Here is an 18,606-nt window from a genome sequence, read left to right as displayed (position 1 = left end):
GGGGTTCACGTCCCAACAGGATTTGTCTCTCACCACCGCGATTGATCGAATGCGACCATCTTATCTTTCTGCTTCCATGAAACGTCTTCGTAAGTCGGCTTCGCGACGACAGGTTCGATTTCGTCGTTCCAGTCTTGAATCACTGGAATCTCGACGGGTACTCGCCGCATCAATCGCAGGCGGAACTGAAGTCCTCGATTTTGAAACCGATCCTCGCATCATCAAGATGTTTTATGGGCCGCTCGAGCCTGGGCGTCCTGTCCCGCCGATTCAGGCGATCGCGGTGTTGACCGACGCCGATGACGATCACGGAGATGGTCGGCCTGATGGGTTACCAGCTGACACGGGTGCGGATAGCCCCGCGGTCGGTGCCGCCCCGTTTGCACTCGACCAAACGTTCAAACTTCACAGTCGCCCCGATTCAAACTTCACGATCTATCTGGATTTTGATGGCCACGTCACCGTCGGCACAACCTGGAATTCTGCGTACGGAATCGGCGAGATCGTGCACCCGGATTATTGGGGCGGCGACGGGAGCAGCTTTTCAGATGACCGCTTGCAATTGATCCAGGAGATCTGGCAAGTGGTGACGGAGGATTTCGCGCCATTCGATGTCGACGTCACCACCGAAGAGCCATCTGACTTGGACGACCTTCGCTACAACGGAACCTCAGACACTCGTTGGGGAACCCGCGTTGTCATGACGAAGCAATCGTTTACCGACTGCGGATGCGGAGGACACGCCTACATCGGCGCCTTTGACGATTCGCAAGACGAACCGGCCATCGTTTACAACAGCGGCCTAAAAGCAGGCAGCGAGACGGTTAGCCATGAAGTTGGCCATCAGTTGGGACTTCATCACGACGGCAACGGCAGCAACACGTACTACTCGGGACACGGATCGGGCGACACAAGTTGGGGACCGATCATGGGCGCCCCATTCAGCAAACTGACAACGCAATGGAGCGATGGAAATTATTTCGATGCGACGCTTGCCAACGAAGACGACCTAGCGATCATCACCGGCAACGCGAACTTTCCATTCGTCAACGATGACTATGCTGACGTTCGTACCGATGCCACCGCCATGCTCGTTCGTCAGACTTCTATCGAGGCCTTCGGAATCATCGAAACAAACGATGATGTCGATTGGCTGCGTTTCACGACCGAAGGCGGCGACGTCACGTTGGATGTCGACGTGACCGGGTACAAGCCGAACCTTGATGTGTGGGCGGGACTTTTTGATTCCAACGGCGAATTCATCACCGATGCCAACCCCTCATCGACACTGTCCGCTTCGTTTGGCACGCTTTCCTTGGATGCGGGCGAGTACTTTCTAAAACTGGACGGTGCCCCGCGTGATTCAACCTACGACCCAATCACTGACCAACTGATCGAACCGACGATTCGCCCCTACAACGTTTCACCGCCAAGCGGATACAGCGACTATGGCAGTCTCGGACAATACCGTGTCCATGGGACGATCGTCGACGCAACCGCACCGACCGTGCGGATCAGTGCTGCTACGTCAAGCGTGGTTGAAGGCCAATCGCTGGACATTGAACTGGCAACGAGTGACCAGAGCAGCGGGACCTTTGAAATTCAAATCCTGCCGCGTCGGCAAAGTCGCCCCAGTAGTCCTGCGCCAAACGGAACCGAATCAATCGACTTCGGAATCACCGCCACCCAAACAATTTCTGTCGTAGGCGGCATGGGGACGCTGTCGATACCGATCGTCGATGACGCCGAAATCGAAGGCACCGAATCGTTCCGTGTCGTCATCAGCGATCCCAGCGGATACGCGATCGACAATGGATACGTTGATATCGACGTGCTCGAATCACAGTCGCTCTTTTCCATCACCGCAATCGACGCCTCGACACGTGAAGGCGATCTCGGGAGCGGACAAACACAACAATTCCTTGTACGCCGCGAAGGCCGTGCTGACAATCAACAGTCGATCGGCTGGAAACGGACTGCGACCGGCGTTCATCCTGCCGATTCAAGCGACTTCGTCTCGATCGCTACCGGAATCGTTTCATTCGCGCCCGGCCAAACCACAGCTAACCTCGACATGTTGATCGCTGGTGACAACGTTGTCGAACCGGACGAGACTTACCAGTTAGAACTTCTTCCCGTTGCTGGCGAAACGGCGCTTATTTCACCCGAGCAATCCTCCGCCAACGGAACGATTCTCGATGACGAGTCGGTTGTCTCGTTCATTTCCAATGCCCAATTCCGAATTCGTCAAGTCGCTTTCAACGATAGTAATGGTGATAACTTCGCGATCGATAACTTTGCGATCACGGGGACATCGCTTCAAGACGACTTTGACCCGTCGATCGACGCGACGAACTGGGATTCGATCCTTTCGGCAATCGCCGCAGACAACTTCCCAAATTCCGACGGCAACGCGTTATTTTTCAACGGTCCCAGCCAACGACAAGCGACAACGATTCCGATCTCGCCAGCACTGGGAGCCAAAGCCGAATTCGACATCATCTTTGCAGGTTCGAACGGCCCCGGGTTGAACGCGACCGAACAAGGAGAGGATGCCGTCTTTGAATATCTCGTCGACGGAAGCGATTGGGTCACCCTTCAACGATTCGACGAGCAAGAGTTTACCAGTTGGACCCCCGTCTCGATTTCACTCCCGACTGATGCGACGTTCACACCACGGATGTTTGACGAAGGCAATGTGGGGAACACCACCGCGACCCTCTCGATCCCGCGTACCGGGTTCATCGACAAGGCCATCTCCGTGGACTGGACAGTGATCCCGTCGGGCGCGTCACCGGTCAATGCCGAAGACTTTGGCGGGACGTTTCCAAGTGGCACCGTAAACTTTGCCGCCGGCGAACGGACCGCTACCGTCCAGTTCGACATCGCTGGAGATTTCCAAATCGAAAGCGACGAGACCTTCAGTTTAGTAGTGAGCAACAACACTGGCGGACCGATCGTGAATTCGATGCTGTCCGGCGTGATCACCAACGATGATGTTGCCGGACCAGAAATCAATGTTGTCGGTTCGTCAGACCAAACGATCGCAAACGGCGACTCGAGTCCTTCGACAGATGACGGCACCAATTTCGGAGTCACCTCGATCGGTGCTCCCGCGATTTCAAAAACGTTTCGTATCGAAAACCTGGGGCTAACCACCCTAAACTTGAACTCGATCGCTATTGAAGGTCCCGATGCGGCGGCCTTTTCCATCAGCGATGCCGGTACGAACGCGATCGATCCGGGTGAATCGACGACTTTTTCGATCGACTTCAACCCGATCGGCCAAGGCGACTATGACGCGACCGTCGTGATCAACAACGACGACCCCAGCGAATCCAATTACAGCTTCGCAATTACGGGATCTGCTAACGATGTTCTTGTCGATGAAATCGTACTCAATGACGGTTCGTCGGCTCGCAGCCAAATCGAATCGATCACCGTTCGCTTCAACCAACGAATCACACACGAACCGCTCGCGCGGGCTTTCCAAATTCGATTGGTGTCTGACCGAAGCCAATTTTTCCCCTATCCCACCGTACTCGCGACAGATATCGACGACAAAACCGAGGTTCGGTTGACATTCCCAGCGTCTAATCCTAGCACCGGCGAGACGGGCACATGGTTCGACGGGTTTTACGAACTTCGCATCGATGCCAATCAGATCCAGTCGGCATCCGATCCCTCTTTCACGATGTTGTCAGACGTGTACTTTGGCACGCTCGAAGGACAGCAAGTGAATTTGAATGACCAGTTCTTTCGGTTGTTTGGTGATATCGATGGTAACCAAACTTTAAACGCGATCGATCTGGCGGCCTTTCAGTCTGCGATGCTGCCCGCTCCGGCAGGGAGCGGCTACACAGTGCAATTCGACTATGATTCCGACGGTGACATCGATCAAACCGACTTGGCCCAGTTCCGCCGACGGCTACGTCGTTAGCCATTGGGGATGATCGCGTCGGCGATCGCCGCGATCGGACCTTGGTCATACACCGGTGTCGGTGTTTTGGAATCCAATTCGAAGACCGAGATCAATAGGGTTTTGTTTTCCAGCTCGCATCGACCTTGGTGAATTCGAAACGGCCACGAAGCGCTCTTCATCGGCGAGACCCATTCCACTTGGATGTGTTGATACATCACCGAACAAACCTGTAGCCGACTGTCGGTCAGTGTTCCGAAGGCCAACGAATCAATCGGTTGATCGAGATCGACGACCACGTCATTTTCCAATTCTTTGTTATCGCTGAACTGGTCTGCGGTATGTGGCTGGAAAGAACTTGGGTGAGGCGGCCAAGCGCTTCTCGCAGGATCAAAACTGTCGATCCGGCCGACCAGCTTGGCATGATGATTGACAAACGAAATCGTTGAGAGCTCCGGCGGAGTCTCATTGACCGAATAGAACGTAAAGTCTGCGGGTGCGTCGATCGTGATCTGCAACGGGTCGCATTTGATCTGGTCCTGTTTTAATGCGTGCACGTCCGGAATCATCATCGAATCAAAAGACGACTGGTTCCGTCGTTGATCGATCCGATTGGCCCCGACCCAACCGACAGCCAACACGATGGCAATAGCGACGATATTTGCCTGTGACAACTGCAGCCGTTGCCGTCCGTTGGTTTCAGGATCCATGGGCACTAAAACAGTTTGGTGGCAATCGGTTGATAAAAGAAATGGGCGTTCAACCAAGGACGTAACCAAGTGATCAACAAACTCCGCTTGATGATCGCATCACTCGGCTTTTCCACTGGCCAATACTGAACGGTGGTTGGCGAAAAACGCTGCCATCCCGAAGACCGCATCGCATGACTTAAGTAACCGACGACGTCTTCGGATTGCCCAATGAACAATACCGAATCTTGATCACTGATCGCGTAAATGCCGGACAACGATGCGGCTTCGTTTTGCTCTAAGAACGACTCGATCGGTTCGAGTTCTGGTTGTTCCGCATTCAGAAACTCGTCGGCGATTTGCTTCGCTTTGCGGGTAACTTTGGGATCACTTGCCGCTTCATGCAAGCTCCAGATTGCCGCCCGAAAATCATGTGTTTGGTCATCGCCAATGAACTGCGACGCGACCTGTTCAAACTCGGTCGCAGCATCAGGGCTGCACATGATGGTGTCCAGCGACATTGCATAGTCGACCGACATCATTTGAAACGCGATCTCAGCCGCCGCGGCACTCGCGTCGATTTGCTTCAACGGTTGTTTCTTCCAATTGCCTTCGTCAGCCAACTTGCCTGCCCGTGAAAGCTCCAACAGATACTCGAGCCACATCCTTGTGTCGCCGAGCAACTTGGCCTGCTTGCACTCTTCGGCAAACATCGCGTTCCGATCGGGATTGAGCAGCAACTCGTACGCATGGCACAGCGTTCTCCCTTTCTTTTTCTTCTTCGGCTTTGATTCCGCTGCGTCAAAATCACCATCACTGACCAAGGCAGCACGTTCGAATGCGTCTTGGACCTTTGCGGTGATTTTTTCATCCAACGGAATGAGGGGTCGTCCGTCGCGGAACTCGGTGCGTTTTTTTCCTTGACGCGTCGCCGGTGCACTGCTGATCGGATCGGCCGCGCCGTCCAGCGAATCACCCGGTTTGCACGCGTCCAGCCGTTGTTCGATACGAGTGACGTAATCCTCGGACAACTCAAAGCCCATGTAGCGACGGCCAAGCTTCTTTGCGACGGCCAACGTAGTGCCACTTCCTCCAAATGGATCGAGCACGAGATCACTGGGATTACTGGAAACCCGGATGATCCGGCCCAACAACTGCTCGGGCATTTGGCAACCGTGGAAACCTTCGCGTTCTTTAAACGTGCCGGCGACTCGTGCGAAGTACCAGGTATCGTGTGAAGGGCTAAACCCCATCTCCGGCGCGTCTTGTGGTCGCAATATCCACGTGTTGTCTGGCAGTCGTCCTTTCGGATTGGCCCGCGCATCGGCATACACCAGTTGCCGCGCTGATGGGACGCGTACCAACGGGTTGTCGCCGTTAAAGGTAAATTTGTTGCGGTCTTTGATGAAGTAAAACAGGTGCGTGTGCGAACGGCTGAAACCGCGTACGCAATTGACGCCGAATGTGTAATACCAGATCACCCACGAACGACAATGGAACCCAAGTTGTTGTGAGAGGACCTTGAGTTCGGCGGCGTATTCGTCACCGATCGCGAGCCAAAATGAGCCGTCGTCTTTGAGCGCGCGGTGCACGCCTCCGATCCACTCGCGACAGAACTGCAAGTAGTCATCGCACGATTGCTGGTCGTCATAGACGTCGTAGGTGTAACCGATATTGAACGGCGGATCGGCGAACACAAGGTCGACGCTTCCCGGCTCCAGTTGATTCAACTTTTCGACACAATCGCCTTGATGGACTTGATTTGCAGCGAGAGTGGACTTTTTCACGAAGCAGGACTATCGAACGGGTCGAGGAAAGCATTGAAGACGAGCGCGAACACTGAGGTCAGTGTAACGACGCGAGTTCGGTTGCGCCAGATGACCAAAGCAAGCGTGCCAGACAACCAGAACGACGAAAGCGGACCAGAGATGCGGCTGCATCAGCGGGGATTCGCTTGGCGAAAACGGGCTAAAGGTGAACCGGCAAAAACACTTTGCGTTCGTTCTCGGCAAGCTGCGGCAGCGGGTCGACCCAAGTCGGCTGTTCGCCTCGCGCAAAAATCGGTGCGACTTCGGCTTTGAATTGCTTCACGATTTGCCGCATCAAGTCGCGTTCGTTGCTCGCCGTCACCACAATTCCCGGCAAATTTGCGACGCGTCCCGCTACGCCCGTTTCTGTTTTCGCGATGTAAACAATACATCCCATCGAGGGTGGGGGATCGGCGGGCGTTTCGATTGGCAACGACATTTTATGATCGCGTGAATAAAGGATGTGACAGATCGGTCATACGACCACAAATCGGGCTGGAAATCAAAAAACCTTGGTTGAAATGCCGTCGCAGGAAGGCAAAACCGGTGAATTTCCCTTTACAATACGCCGATGTGAATTGGTCTACCCCTTGAACTAATCCCCCCAACAATCCGCCGCCTGCGCAGGCCCGCAGACTCACTTGTGATCCCACCAGGCGGATTACTGACTGCTGAAAAGGAACAACCGATGGAAAACCAGCCCAGCCGAAGAAATTTCTTGAAGACCTCGACCGCCACCGCAGCAGGAACGGCGCTCGCCGGGACGATCGCGCGATCGGCACACGCCCAAGGCAGCGACGAAATCAAAGTCGGTTTGATCGGTTGCGGTGGCCGCGGAACCGGTGCGGTCATGAATATTTTCGAGACCAAAGGCAACGTCAAATTGGTCGCTGTCGCTGATGCTTTCGAAGGCAAAGCGTCGGGTGTTGTCGACATGCTCAAGTCACGTAACCGTGGCAAGTACGCATCGAAAGTCGACGTACCTGCCGAGCAAATCTTCAGCGGTCTGGATGCTTACAAGAACGTCATCGCCACCGATTGCGATCTGGTCGTCATCGCGACGCCTCCAGGGTTCAAGCCACAACAATTCGAAGCCGCCGTTAACGCCGGCAAACACGTCTTCATGGAAAAGCCCGTTGCTTCGGACGCCGTCGGTGTTCGTCGCGTGTTGGCCAGCGTTGAAGAGTCCAAGAAGAAGAACTTGATGGTCGGCATCGGTCTTCAGCGCCGCCACGAAGCACAGTACTTGGAAACTGTCGGACGCATCCACGATGGTGCGATCGGTGACTTGGTCGCACTGCGTGTCTACTGGAACGGTGGCGGAATCTGGTATCGCAACCGTACCGAGGATCAAACGGAGATGGGCTTCCAGTGCAACAACTGGTACCACTTCAACTGGTTGTCGGGTGACCAAATCTGCGAACAACACATCCACAACCTCGACGTCGGTTGCTGGTTGAAGGGCGAATACCCTGTCGAGTGCAACGGCATGGGTGGCCGTGAAATGCGTGAAGGTGGTGACGCAACGAAGAGCCAAATCTTTGACCACACGTTCTGCGAATACACCTTCGCGGACGGCAGCAAGATGTTTAGCCAAGGTCGTCACTTGAGCGGCGGCTGGAACCATGTTGCCGAGTACGCACACGGCACCAAAGGTACCGCTGACGTTTCCGGTTCGTCGATCACAAACGGAAGTGGCAATTGGCGTTTCAGCGGCGACCGTCAACAAGGTCACCAGCAAGAGCAACACGACTTGATCGAAGCGTTGATGCGCGGCGATATCTACAACGAAGGCGAGTACGGCGCGATGTCGACCTTCACTGCCATCCTTGGACGTGAAGCATGCTACAGCGGCAAAGTGATTCGCTGGGACGAGCTGCTGGAAAAAGGCCGCGAGCTGGCGCCTGGTATCGATGATTACACGCTCGATACCGCACCGCCAACAGTACCTGGCGCTGACGGCAAGTACCCAGTCCCAGTCCCTGGAAAGTACGATCCGTTCGCGTAACGATTTGATCCCTGAACAAACCAGACGCACGTCTCGATTCAATTTGAGGCGTGCGTTTTTTTATGCCCCCGCCGCCGACCACATGGCACACAATACGGGTTCACCGCTTCACACCCCCAACCATTCCTGACCCACCATGAAGACTCTCTTTCGATCTTTGGCACTGGCTACGTTCAGCGCAGTCAGCTTGTTGTCCACCGCCGCAACGTGCTCTGCCGATGTCTATGAGCTGCGAATCTACAAGACAAACGAAGGCAAGCTCGACGCGCTCAACGCGCGATTTCGCAACCACACCATGCGACTGTTTAAAAAGCATGGTATCGAATCGATGGGTTACTGGGTTCCAACAGATGAGGACGACTCAAAGAATACGCTTGTCTATGTGATCAAACATGAAAGCCGTGACGCGGCAAAAGAATCCTGGAAGAACTTCCTAGCAGATCCCGAGTGGAAGAAAGCGGCTGCCGAATCGGGTGTCGGGCAACTCGCCGAACGTCCACAGTCGACTTACATGACACTGACCGATTACTCACCTGAGTATCAAAACGCCGAAGGTGATGACGACGACGTATTCGAGCTTCGAGTCTATAAAGCCGCCGAAGGTAAACTCGGAAAGCTCGATGCACGCTTTCGCGATCACACCATCGCGTTGTTCGAAAAACATGGCATCAAGTCCGTCGCATACTGGCACCCAACCGATTCGCCCGCCAACGAAGACACGTTGATCTACATCATCGAACACGAAAGTGATGCAGCGGCAAAGCAATCATGGAGTGCATTTGGGTCCGATCCCGAGTGGCAAAAAGCAGCAGCCGCATCCGGCGTCGGCCGCCTCGCCGAACGCCCCAAATCCATCTACATGACACCCACCGACTACTCACCCATCCAATAAAGGTGTCAGGTACCTTTTTGGTTGACGAGGTGATTTCACTCCGCTAGCTTGACCCTATACCGTTGCCACCACAAGTTCATCTTTGGGGTCAAGTGCTATGGGTCGTGCACCGCGCGTTGATGTTGCTGGTCATTGCTACCACATTCTCAATCGGGCCAATCACCGTGAGACCGTCTTTCACAAAGACGGAGACTACGAGGCCTTCGAGGCGATCCTTGCGGAGGCGGTCGCACGGTCAGACGTCGATTTGCTCGCCTACTGTTTAATGCCGAATCACTGGCACATGGTGGTTCGGCCGAATGTCGATGGCGAGATGTCACGGTTCTGCCAATGGCTTACGCTGACGCATACGCAGCGATACAACGCCCACTATGAAATCACCGGTCATGGGCATCTCTATCAAGGCCGGTACAAGAGCTTTCCGATCCAGGACGACGATCACTTTCTGACCGTCTGCCGCTATGTCGAGCGGAACGCGTTCACTGCACAGCTTTGCGAAAGCCCTGAAAATTGGCGTTGGGGCAGCCTTTTTCGCTGGAAGTATGGCTCTACGAAAGAGAAAACGCTGCTCGGGAGCTGGCCAATTGCACGTCGCCCCAAGTGGAGCGAATGGGTACGAATGGAACTGTCCGAACGTGAGCTGAAAAAGCTGCGTTGGTCGGTCGAACGCGGCGCACCGTATGGCGACGAAGGTTGGACCGAGTCGATCGCCCGGCGATACAACTTGGAAATGACAATGCGGCCACGCGGACGGCCAAAGAAGTTCGCCGGTAACAAAACTGAAATTACCTAGTCCCCCAAAAAGGTACCTGACACCTTTTAGAAGCTGTAGGGGTCGGTGATGTCGCGTTCGGGGGCGGTGAGGTGGTACATGTCTTGGATGAGCTTGATGTCGCAGTCGCGTTGTTGGACTTTGCGGCGGGCGAACATACGTTGTTGGGTGTTGACCATCACCTCAGCCGGTAACAACGACTGTTGCCCGAATAGCCTTGCGTAGTTGACGAAGCTGGGGACGTTGGACGTCGCGAAGCCATACAACATGCTACACACGCCAATCACCTTGCCGGTAAAGATGCTGGTGTTAATCGCAGTCTTGCTGTAATCACCCATGATGCAACCAAGGAACTGCATGCCGGTGGAAACTTTCTCGCCACCGTACTCGATGTTGATTTTTCCATAGGTGTTCTTCAAATCGCTGTTACACGTTCCGGCACCAAGGTTGATCCAACTGCCCAGGTAACTGTGTCCCAGAAAACCGTGGTGCTGCTTGTTGGTGTAAGGTTCGATCACCGACGCTTCGACTTCTCCACCGATCTTCACGGTGTGTCCCAAAGCCACGCCGTCCTTGAGCGCCGCATGCTCGATCACCCGCGTCCCCGCGCCTGCATACACGGGTCCCGATAAGAAGCAGAACGGCCCGACGTTCACATTGTCGTCCAACAAAATTGGCCCGTCATGCGTTTCCACCACGGCATACTTCCCGATCGAAACCCCTTGGGCAACGAATACGCCGTCATCCGTTTCGGTATAGCTGCCATGTTCCAATCGGTAGTTCATCGCCGCCGGCATCTCCTTCATGTGCCACGACACGACTTCATGTGGCCAGTTGAAAACCGGTAGGTCGCTGGCACTGATCCCCCAAGATGCCGTGCCCGTTTGCTCGGCCTTGGAAAACAAGTGCTCGAGCGTCGATTCGCCCGTCAACTTCTGTAGACCTTCTGCAGGTTTGCGAACCGCTTTCTTAAACGGCGACGGGACTTCACGCGTCTGTTCGGTACCCGAATCTGGTTCGACTGATAGGAAGCCGTCGGTCTCTGATTTGGCAAGTCGAGCGACCAAAATCACGCCAGTCTCGGGACACCGGATCACACCACTGACAGTCGACTTGGCAATCGCTTGCAGGTGCCACAACGTTTCCACACGCGGAACCAACCGAGCGTTAACCAGCAAGACGTCTTCGCCACGCACCGCTTCATCGTTCGGCGCCCCCAGCCCGGCATCGAGTTGCTCGATCGCCGCTAAATAGTTTCGTACCGAAACAGAAATTTCACCCGGCAACAGTCGCAGCCAATCGATCAGTTGATAGCTCGCGCAGGTGATCGCGTAGGCCGGACGCGCATAGGTGATCGGTTGCAATTGGCTGACAAATTGGTCTTCGAAACAGATCAATTTCATCGTCGAATTCGCTTTCTGACGGGTAGGGGTTGTAACGATTGAACGAGTGTAACCGATGTCGAAAATGCTTCCGATAAGGTTTTCGAGATAGCTCTCGACGACATGGGCGATCGGTGATCTGGATGAATCTACGTTCTCGTTATGTCACAGCTCGCCACATCCCGCCGCCTTCTCGACCGATTTGCTCATCAAATCGTCGTGGTCGTCTTGACCAATGCAGCTTTCATCGTCTGTTCGGCACAGGCCAATGAATCCGAACCGAGCAATGACCCTGTCATCAATGAATTAATCAAACAGTTGGCTGACGATTCCTACGCGACACGTACGATTGCGTCTCAAAAACTATTGGAACTTGCCGAAGCCGACGCGAATTCTGCGCTAGCGATCGAAACACAGCTTGCGTTTCCAAACGATCAGAATCCGAGTTTGGAATCCGCACTAAACCGTTTGCGGCTCAGACAATTGATTGTCATTCGACGCCAAGAACGATTGCTCGATCAGTTTTTAACATCGCCCACCAACCCAGAGGCTCAACCGCCAGGCTGGGATATTTTTCGGGAGCACGCCGGTAGCGACTACGATGCTCGACGGGTGTTCGTGAAAATCTTGCAACGTGATCGTCGGTTCGGCGAACGCCTTTTAATCGCTGAACCACCAAACGATCGGACACGTTCGTTCGCAGCAACGCTCGATGGACAACACTTGGCCACGTTCGACACTATCCGCTGGAGCATGTTGTTGGTGCGTGGCTGTGAACAAACGGATGCATCACAAGACATACGGCAGCAACAAGCCATCTTGGCTGTGCTGCGTAGCGAAGGTTTAGGTCCGCTACTGATTCATGACTCTGAGCAACGTGTGTTTACGAGGCTACTAGAAAGTTACTTGTGCCACACACAGGTCAATCTCGAAGACCGGCTTTGCATCGCAATGCGATACGGTTGTGAGCAACTGGTGGAAACGGATTGTCGGCGGGTGCTGAACAGCGTATCCGAACCGCCACCGCGTTTAACGGTTGCATTGTTGGCGATCGCGAACCAAAGAAAAGAAATCGATCACGATTCGACGTTGCAGCTCGCCGAGTGGCTTCAGCATTACCGTTCCGATCAGAGGGTCGCCTACGTTTGGCGAGCGATGCATCCGACGCGGAAAGTTCTCCGTACGGAAGTCCGCGACGTCGCACTTGCCGTCGAGATTGCGCGGCGTGGTGAAGACCCACGCGATTTTGGGTTTGGTTCCCTGCAAGCCCATCCGCGGCTCGGCTATCAGCCCTACACGTTGGGCTTTGAAACGGAAGCCGACCGCCAGCAAGCTCACCGATCGGCTTGGTAAGAACTACAGAATGCTCTCGGCAACGATCCGTTCATGGAATGGGGTTGCAGTTGCGACGTGCCATTCGCTGCTTCCGCGTTCTTTGTGGACGAGGTAGTCGAGCTCGAGACGGAGTCGATACGCGTTCTCCTCTGGTCCCGCAGCCAAGATGACCTCGGCTTTTTGCTGACCATAGTGGTTGTAGACGCGCACTGGACGCCACAAGACCCATTCATGATCGACGTCGTACTTCGCAAGATCGGACACCGTGGAGTCTTCTTCTTGGTAAGTCTCGGTGCCTTCTCGACGGCTCTGTTCTTCACGTTGGCGGCGAGCGTTTTCGTAGTGAACTTCCAACGGCATCGTTTTGAGGTATCGGTTCACGTACCGTTTTTGAAGCTCCCTGGCGTAGATTTCGTTTCCGCTGCTTGCGACACGAACGAATTGGCGTGCGAAATACTCGGCCTGCGAACCGAGGGTTTGATATTTCGAGCCATACCGGGCCAAACTACAGGCCATGAAGAAGCTCGCCACGATGATCGCGACTTTAGCCACCCCGGTTCCGACCGGACGAACACCCTCCATTCCAGGCCGGTTCTTGCGCAGTGCAAAGAGGGCGATGATGAGCGCGAGAATCCCCACCAAGACCATCGGCAACGCGACGGTGGCGAAGCCGCTAATCAGGGCCAAAATCAGGGCAATGAAGCCGGAAATACGCAGCGGCGTGTCCTGGGTCTCATATCCAGTCTCACTGCTCATTACCGCGCCGAGCGTCCGCGGGGAGGTCGAATCGGTCGTCATCGGGAAGTGATCAATTCAAGGTCGATACGTAAAGTTCATCAGTGAAGGATCGCTGCGATCAAGGCGCAGACAAACTCCTGAATCACCCACGTACGCAATCCCCGACCGTTTGGTTTGGCATCTGACCGCGAAATTTTCACCTATTTACGCCTTCAGAATGCCGCTTTCCAACACGTTTCACCCGTGATTTGCGGGAACGAAGCTGTTCGGCCAGTCAAACCCCTCGAATGGGTTCACGCGACGCGTTTGGCGATGGCACCGGGGTGGTCAAGAAGCTCCAGTAATTTGTCCGCCGCTCGCACGCTGGCCCCCGTCTGGGCATATAAACGGTTGAGCCTGGCGAGCTGCTGGCGCCGCTCGGCAACCAACTGATCATCGGCAAGCAACCGGCCGATTTCATCAACCAGAAATTGGCTGGCCGGGGCCGGGTTCCCAACGCTGATCATCTCTGGAAAAGGACGTGAATCGGATTCTGGGTCGGGCATCAAGTTCGGCAATGTCACGCTGTCGACTTTGACCACGCAGCGACCGAAGGCGTACAAGAATCGCCCCACTCGATACATCACCACCGCAGGGGTTTGCCTTGCCATCAGTTCCAAGCTGACCGAGCCGCTAACCATCATCGCACAGGTCGCTTGGTCAATGATTTCGCTGGTCGCGCCCTGATAAAAATCGATGGGCAAGTTGCGGCCTTCGCGATTCACAAAACGCTGGTACTCGTCTTTGCAAAACTGCAAATGCTTGTCGCGATATCCCGCGACAGCGAAGCGTGCCTTCGGATGCTGCTCGCTCAGTTCTGCGATGGCGGACAACATCACCGGCCAGTTGCCGAACACCTCTGCGGTCCGCGACCCGGGAAGGACGGCAACCGTCGGACCATCTGCGGCGGATTGGCGGATCGAAGCGATGCTTGTTTCGCTGAGCTGTGCTTGGTCGACGGCATCAAAAAACGGGTGCCCGACGAAGGTCGTGGGGATTTGGTGCTCGGAAAAGAACTGCTGCTCGATCGGCAAAACGGCCAACACATGATCGACGGTGGCTTTCATCTTGCGAATCCGCCACGATGCCCAGGCCCAAAGTTGCGGCGGACAATAATAGTAAACCGGAATACCGTACTTTTTGGCTCGCTTGGCGATGTGCCAATTGAAACCTGGAAAGTCGACCAGGACCACGGCATCGATTTCACCGGTCGCAAAGATCGCTTCGGCATCGTCGACGAAGCGAAAGAACTGCCGCAGCTTGGGCAGGACCTCTAAGATCCCGACGACGGCGTGTTCGGTCAGATCCAGGTCGACGTCGCAACCAGCCCGACGCATTTCACGACCGCCGAACCCGCGCACACGCAGGTCCGGTTGCCTTTCGCGGAGCACCTCGATTAAGTGGGCCGCGTGTTCGTCACCACTGGGTTCACCGACTGAAAAAAAGATCGTTTTGCTCATCCCGTTTGGATAAGCAAAGCAGTCAAGAGCGTCAAGATAAACTGGGCAAGGCCGGCGAGTTACAGAGACTCGATCCAGCGAACCAAGGTCTTCACATAGACGCCGGTTGCTCCGGCATCTCGGAACGGTTTGGGGCTATCGGAAAACGCCGGGCCGGCGATGTCCAGGTGAACCCAAGGAGTCTTGTCGACGAAGTTCTCGAGGAACTTGGCCGCCGTGATCGCACCGCCCCAACGTCCTTCGCCGATGTTTTTGATATCGGCAACTTTGCTTTTCACTTTCTCGTCATAGAGCGGCAGCATCGGCAATTGCCACAGCAGTTCGCCTTCGACTTTGGCAGCAGCGAAAACTTGATCGGCGACGCTTTGGTCGTTCGTCATCAGCCCGGCGACTTCGTTGCCGAGTGCGACCATGCAGGCGCCGGTGAGCGTGGCGAGATCCACCATCGCTGACGGCTTGAAACCGATCGCGACGTTCAATGCGTCCGCCAAGACCACGCGGCCTTCGGCGTCGGTGTTCAAGATCTCGATCGTTTTTCCGCTGCGTGTTTTGATCACGTCGCCGAGTTTGTAGCTGGATCCGCTGACCATGTTTTCGGCTAAGCCACAGACCGCGATGACGTTGCGTTTGATGCCCAGCTTGGCGATCGCGTTGATGGCTCCGATCACGGTTGCGGCGCCGCCCATGTCGCACTTCATGTCGATCATGCCGTCACTGGGTTTCAGCGACAGACCGCCACTGTCAAACGTGACGCCTTTGCCGACCAACGCGACAGGTGCCTCGCCCGTTTCACCGCCGTTGTAACGCAAGATCACCAAACGCGGTGGTCGGTCGCTTCCGCCACCGACGGCCAAGATCGAGCGACAGTTTTCTTCGGCCAGTTTGGTTTCGTCCCAGACTTCGCATTCGATCCCGTTGTCAGAAGCCAGATCAGAAACCAAGTCGGCCAGTGATTCCGGATAAATCGCCGAGGCGGGTTCATTGACCAAGCGGCGAGTCAAGTTGACCGATTGACCGATGATCGTGCCGCGGGTGACAGCGTCTTGTTCGATTGACGAGAACACGAGTGTCTCGGGAACGTTGATCACCGCTTTGGTTCGGTAGATCGATTGGCCTTCCAAGGCATACAGGGCACCCGCTACGACGGAGTCATGAGCCGAGGCATCAAAGTATTCGCCGAGCGCGATGAAGAGTTTCTTGTGCGATTTGCTGACCAGCGATCGAACCGACTGACTCGTTAACCGGAAGGCCAACTCGCGGTTGGATTCGTGGTCGGACTTTAGGCTACCGAGACCAATAACAAGGACCAACTCGGGACCACCAGCACCGGGCCCGGCCAGCAACATCGTTTCGCCTTCGTCAGACGACAGCTTGCCGGCATCGCGGAGGCGTCCGATTGCCCCACCAATTTCGCTGTCGATCAGCGCCGCAGTCGGACTGAGTGCCGCACCATCACAAATGCCAACAATCGCCACGTCACAGGGCTCGTCGGCGCCGGGGTTTGTGGTGGAGATTGTGGGTTGGGCAATTGCCCCAAGATGGATTTCCGTTGAGACTGTGACGAAGTTTCCGACATGAGATGATTCAACAGTGATTTCGAATTGGTTTGGGACTTAACCATTCAACGCAGCCGGTGGTCGATCCCACCCACGGTTAAGTTACAAAACTTGTTTTTTTAAACTTCCATCGTTTAACGCGCGTCAGTTTACCGCTCGCCATGAAGCACCGCAGCACCCGAGACACGGTTAACGACCTCCGAGCCGGTGGCTATCTGCTTGAAGTCACCGAGGCGGTCGATCCTAACTTGGAAATGGCCGAGATCCAACGCCGTGTCTATGCCAATGGCGGGCCTGCGGTCTTGTTCACGAATCCAACGGGAACATCTTTCCCCATGGTTTCGAACTTGTTTGGTTCGATCGAACAAGCACGGTATCTGTTTCGCGACACATTGGAATCCGTTCGTCGGTTGATCGAAGTCAAAATCGATCCTTCGGCGATTCCCAAGCGACCGTTTCGCTATGCGGGCGTACCTCTGACAGCGACCCGCATGTTGCCCAAATTCGTTCGCCGCGGTCCGGTTTGCGAAAACGAGTGCGCCGTCGCGAATTTGCCAATGATGAAATCGTGGCCTGACGATGGCGGTGCCTTCGTGACGTTGCCGCAGGTCTTGAGTGCCGACCCCGATGCACCAGAAAACCTGATGCGAGTGAACCTGGGGATGTACCGCGTCCAGCTGTCGGGCAACGAATACGCGGGCGATGAAACCGGGTTGCACTATCAGATCCATCGTGGGATCGGCGTTCATCACAAGCGAGCCTTATCCAAATCGCAGTCTCTGAACGTCACGATCACCGTCGGTGGCTCGCCCGCGATGACCGTCGCTGCGGTGATGCCGTTGCCAGAAGGCCTGACTGAATTGACGTTCGCCGGAGCGCTGGCCGGTCGGCGAATCGGAATGGTTCGTGGAAATCATGCGCCCGTTTATAGTGACGCCGACTTCGCGATCATCGGCAGCATCGATCCCGATGTCACCAAACCGGAAGGCCCTTTCGGCGATCACCTCGGTTACTACAGCTTGCAGCATCCGTTTCCGGTTCTAAAAGTCAAAAAGGTCTGGCATCGAAAAGATGCGATCTGGCCGTTCACTGTCGTCGGCCGTCCTCCGCAAGAAGACACCACGTTCGGACAACTGATCCACGAGCTGACCGACCCGATCATTCCGACCGTGATTCCAGGTGTCAAAGCGGTTCATGCGGTCGATGCGGCTGGCGTCCATCCACTGCTGCTGGCGATTGGCAGCGAACGGTACATGCCGTACCTCAATGAAACCGCCCCGCAGGAATTGTTGACTCAAGCGAACGCGATTCTTGGCAACGGACAATTGTCCTTGGCAAAGTACCTATTCATCGCGGACGATCGAGACGACGAACTGGACCTGCACAATATCGAATCGTTCCTGCACTACGTGCTGTGCCGAATCGATACCAAACGCGACTTGCACTTTTACACGTCGACGACCATCGACACGCTTGATTACAGCGGCGAAGGTTTCAATCGCGGATCCAAAGTCGTCGTCGCCGCGGCCGGTCCCCCAAGACGCTCGTTACCAACAAAACTGCCGTCGGATTTGAATCTCCCCGGAGGATTCAGTTCACCGAAAGTCGTCATGCCGGGTGTCTTGGCTGTCCAGGCTGACGCTTACCAGCGTGACAGCGGAGCGGCGGAGATTCAGCGTTTTTGTGAGGCGTTTTCGGCAAGTGATTCGATCGCCTCTTTCCCGCTGATCACGATCGTCGACGACAGTGATTTTGCCGCCCGGAACCTGCAAAACTGGTTGTGGACGACGTTCACAAGAAGCAACCCGGCCACCGACATCGCGGGAATCGAAAGCGAAACCGTTGCCAAACATTGGGGCTGTCGAGGCAGTCTGGTCATCGACGCCCGCTTTAAACCTTGGCAAGCACCGGGGCTGATCGAAGACCCCGAGACGACCGCCAAAGTCGACGCCCGTGCCGCACGCGGTGGCCCGTTGGCAAAGTATCTTTAACGGACTGACATAACCCA

Annotated in this window: 13 protein-coding genes; 6 read left to right on the top strand and 7 right to left on the bottom strand. The window is 55.2% G+C overall.

Translation table 11 applies throughout. The annotated features are described in order from the left end of the window. Window positions 1-76 precede the first annotated feature (76 nt). Entirely contained in the window at window positions 77-3,940 is a 3,864-nt protein-coding gene (locus tag CGZ80_RS13125) for a choice-of-anchor D domain-containing protein (protein ID WP_158222683.1), read from the top strand. Here CGZ80_RS13125 and CGZ80_RS13120 read toward each other — a convergent pair. The 3 genes from CGZ80_RS13120 to CGZ80_RS13110 all read right to left on the bottom strand — a co-directional run bounded on the left by CGZ80_RS13120 (window position 3,937) and on the right by CGZ80_RS13110 (window position 6,855). After that, on the bottom strand, window positions 3,937-4,629 hold the full coding sequence (locus CGZ80_RS13120; RefSeq protein ID WP_094415055.1) for a hypothetical protein: 693 nt from the start codon (window positions 4,627-4,629) through the stop codon (window positions 3,937-3,939). The genes CGZ80_RS13125 and CGZ80_RS13120 overlap by 4 nt on opposite strands. Before the next feature lie 5 nt (window positions 4,630-4,634). Continuing rightward, on the bottom strand, window positions 4,635-6,395 hold the full coding sequence (locus CGZ80_RS13115; RefSeq protein WP_094415054.1) for a DNA-methyltransferase: 1,761 nt from the start codon (window positions 6,393-6,395) through the stop codon (window positions 4,635-4,637). 181 nt (window positions 6,396-6,576) lie between these two features. After that, window positions 6,577-6,855 carry a hypothetical protein gene (locus CGZ80_RS13110; RefSeq protein WP_094415052.1) on the bottom strand — a complete coding sequence of 93 codons (279 nt, stop codon included), beginning with the start codon at window positions 6,853-6,855 and terminating at the stop codon, window positions 6,577-6,579. A 249-nt stretch (window positions 6,856-7,104) separates the two neighbouring features. On the opposite strand from CGZ80_RS13110, the gene CGZ80_RS13105 reads away from it, so the two are divergent. The 3 genes from CGZ80_RS13105 (at window position 7,105) to CGZ80_RS13095 (ending at window position 10,109) form a co-directional block, all read left to right on the top strand. Then, the gene (locus CGZ80_RS13105; RefSeq protein WP_094415276.1) at window positions 7,105-8,424 is read left to right on the top strand and encodes a Gfo/Idh/MocA family protein; all 1,320 of its coding nucleotides are present in this window, start codon (window positions 7,105-7,107) and stop codon (window positions 8,422-8,424) included. A gap of 136 nt (window positions 8,425-8,560) precedes the next feature. Further along, window positions 8,561-9,316 carry an NIPSNAP family protein gene (locus tag CGZ80_RS13100; protein ID WP_094415050.1) on the top strand — a complete coding sequence of 252 codons (756 nt, stop codon included), beginning with the start codon at window positions 8,561-8,563 and terminating at the stop codon, window positions 9,314-9,316. Between the two features lie 97 nt (window positions 9,317-9,413). Then, window positions 9,414-10,109: a transposase gene (locus tag CGZ80_RS13095; RefSeq protein ID WP_198953686.1), complete on the top strand. Its 696-nt coding sequence runs from the start codon at window positions 9,414-9,416 to the stop codon at window positions 10,107-10,109. A 26-nt stretch (window positions 10,110-10,135) separates the two neighbouring features. Here the strand turns inward: CGZ80_RS13095 and CGZ80_RS13090 are convergent, their stop codons facing one another. Continuing rightward, window positions 10,136-11,491 carry a putative sugar nucleotidyl transferase gene (locus tag CGZ80_RS13090; RefSeq protein WP_094415048.1) on the bottom strand — a complete coding sequence of 452 codons (1,356 nt, stop codon included), beginning with the start codon at window positions 11,489-11,491 and terminating at the stop codon, window positions 10,136-10,138. Window positions 11,492-11,632: 141 nt separating this feature from the next. Between CGZ80_RS13090 and CGZ80_RS13085 the strand changes: the two genes are divergently transcribed. Further along, the gene (locus tag CGZ80_RS13085; protein WP_094415047.1) at window positions 11,633-12,823 is read left to right on the top strand and encodes a hypothetical protein; all 1,191 of its coding nucleotides are present in this window, start codon (window positions 11,633-11,635) and stop codon (window positions 12,821-12,823) included. A gap of 3 nt (window positions 12,824-12,826) precedes the next feature. Here the strand turns inward: CGZ80_RS13085 and CGZ80_RS13080 are convergent, their stop codons facing one another. The 3 genes from CGZ80_RS13080 to CGZ80_RS13070 all read right to left on the bottom strand — a co-directional run bounded on the left by CGZ80_RS13080 (window position 12,827) and on the right by CGZ80_RS13070 (window position 16,556). After that, on the bottom strand, window positions 12,827-13,603 hold the full coding sequence (locus CGZ80_RS13080) for a hypothetical protein (RefSeq protein ID WP_143543906.1): 777 nt from the start codon (window positions 13,601-13,603) through the stop codon (window positions 12,827-12,829). Between the two features lie 233 nt (window positions 13,604-13,836). Next, a complete protein-coding gene (lpxB, locus tag CGZ80_RS13075; RefSeq protein WP_094415043.1) occupies window positions 13,837-15,042 on the bottom strand; it encodes a lipid-A-disaccharide synthase in 1,206 nt (401 codons plus the stop codon). 59 nt (window positions 15,043-15,101) lie between these two features. Then, window positions 15,102-16,556 (bottom strand): leucyl aminopeptidase, encoded by a 1,455-nt coding sequence (locus tag CGZ80_RS13070; protein WP_255407708.1) that lies wholly within the window; start codon window positions 16,554-16,556, stop codon window positions 15,102-15,104. A 203-nt stretch (window positions 16,557-16,759) separates the two neighbouring features. On the opposite strand from CGZ80_RS13070, the gene CGZ80_RS13065 reads away from it, so the two are divergent. Then, window positions 16,760-18,589 carry a UbiD family decarboxylase gene (locus CGZ80_RS13065; protein ID WP_094415039.1) on the top strand — a complete coding sequence of 610 codons (1,830 nt, stop codon included), beginning with the start codon at window positions 16,760-16,762 and terminating at the stop codon, window positions 18,587-18,589. Window positions 18,590-18,606: the final 17 nt, after the last annotated feature.

Source organism: Rhodopirellula sp. MGV, assembly GCF_002251265.1.
Lineage (GTDB): Bacteria > Planctomycetota > Planctomycetia > Pirellulales > Pirellulaceae > Stieleria > Stieleria baltica_A.
Note: the sequence above shows the minus strand (reverse complement) of the source record. Positions and strands in the feature narration are given on the sequence as shown.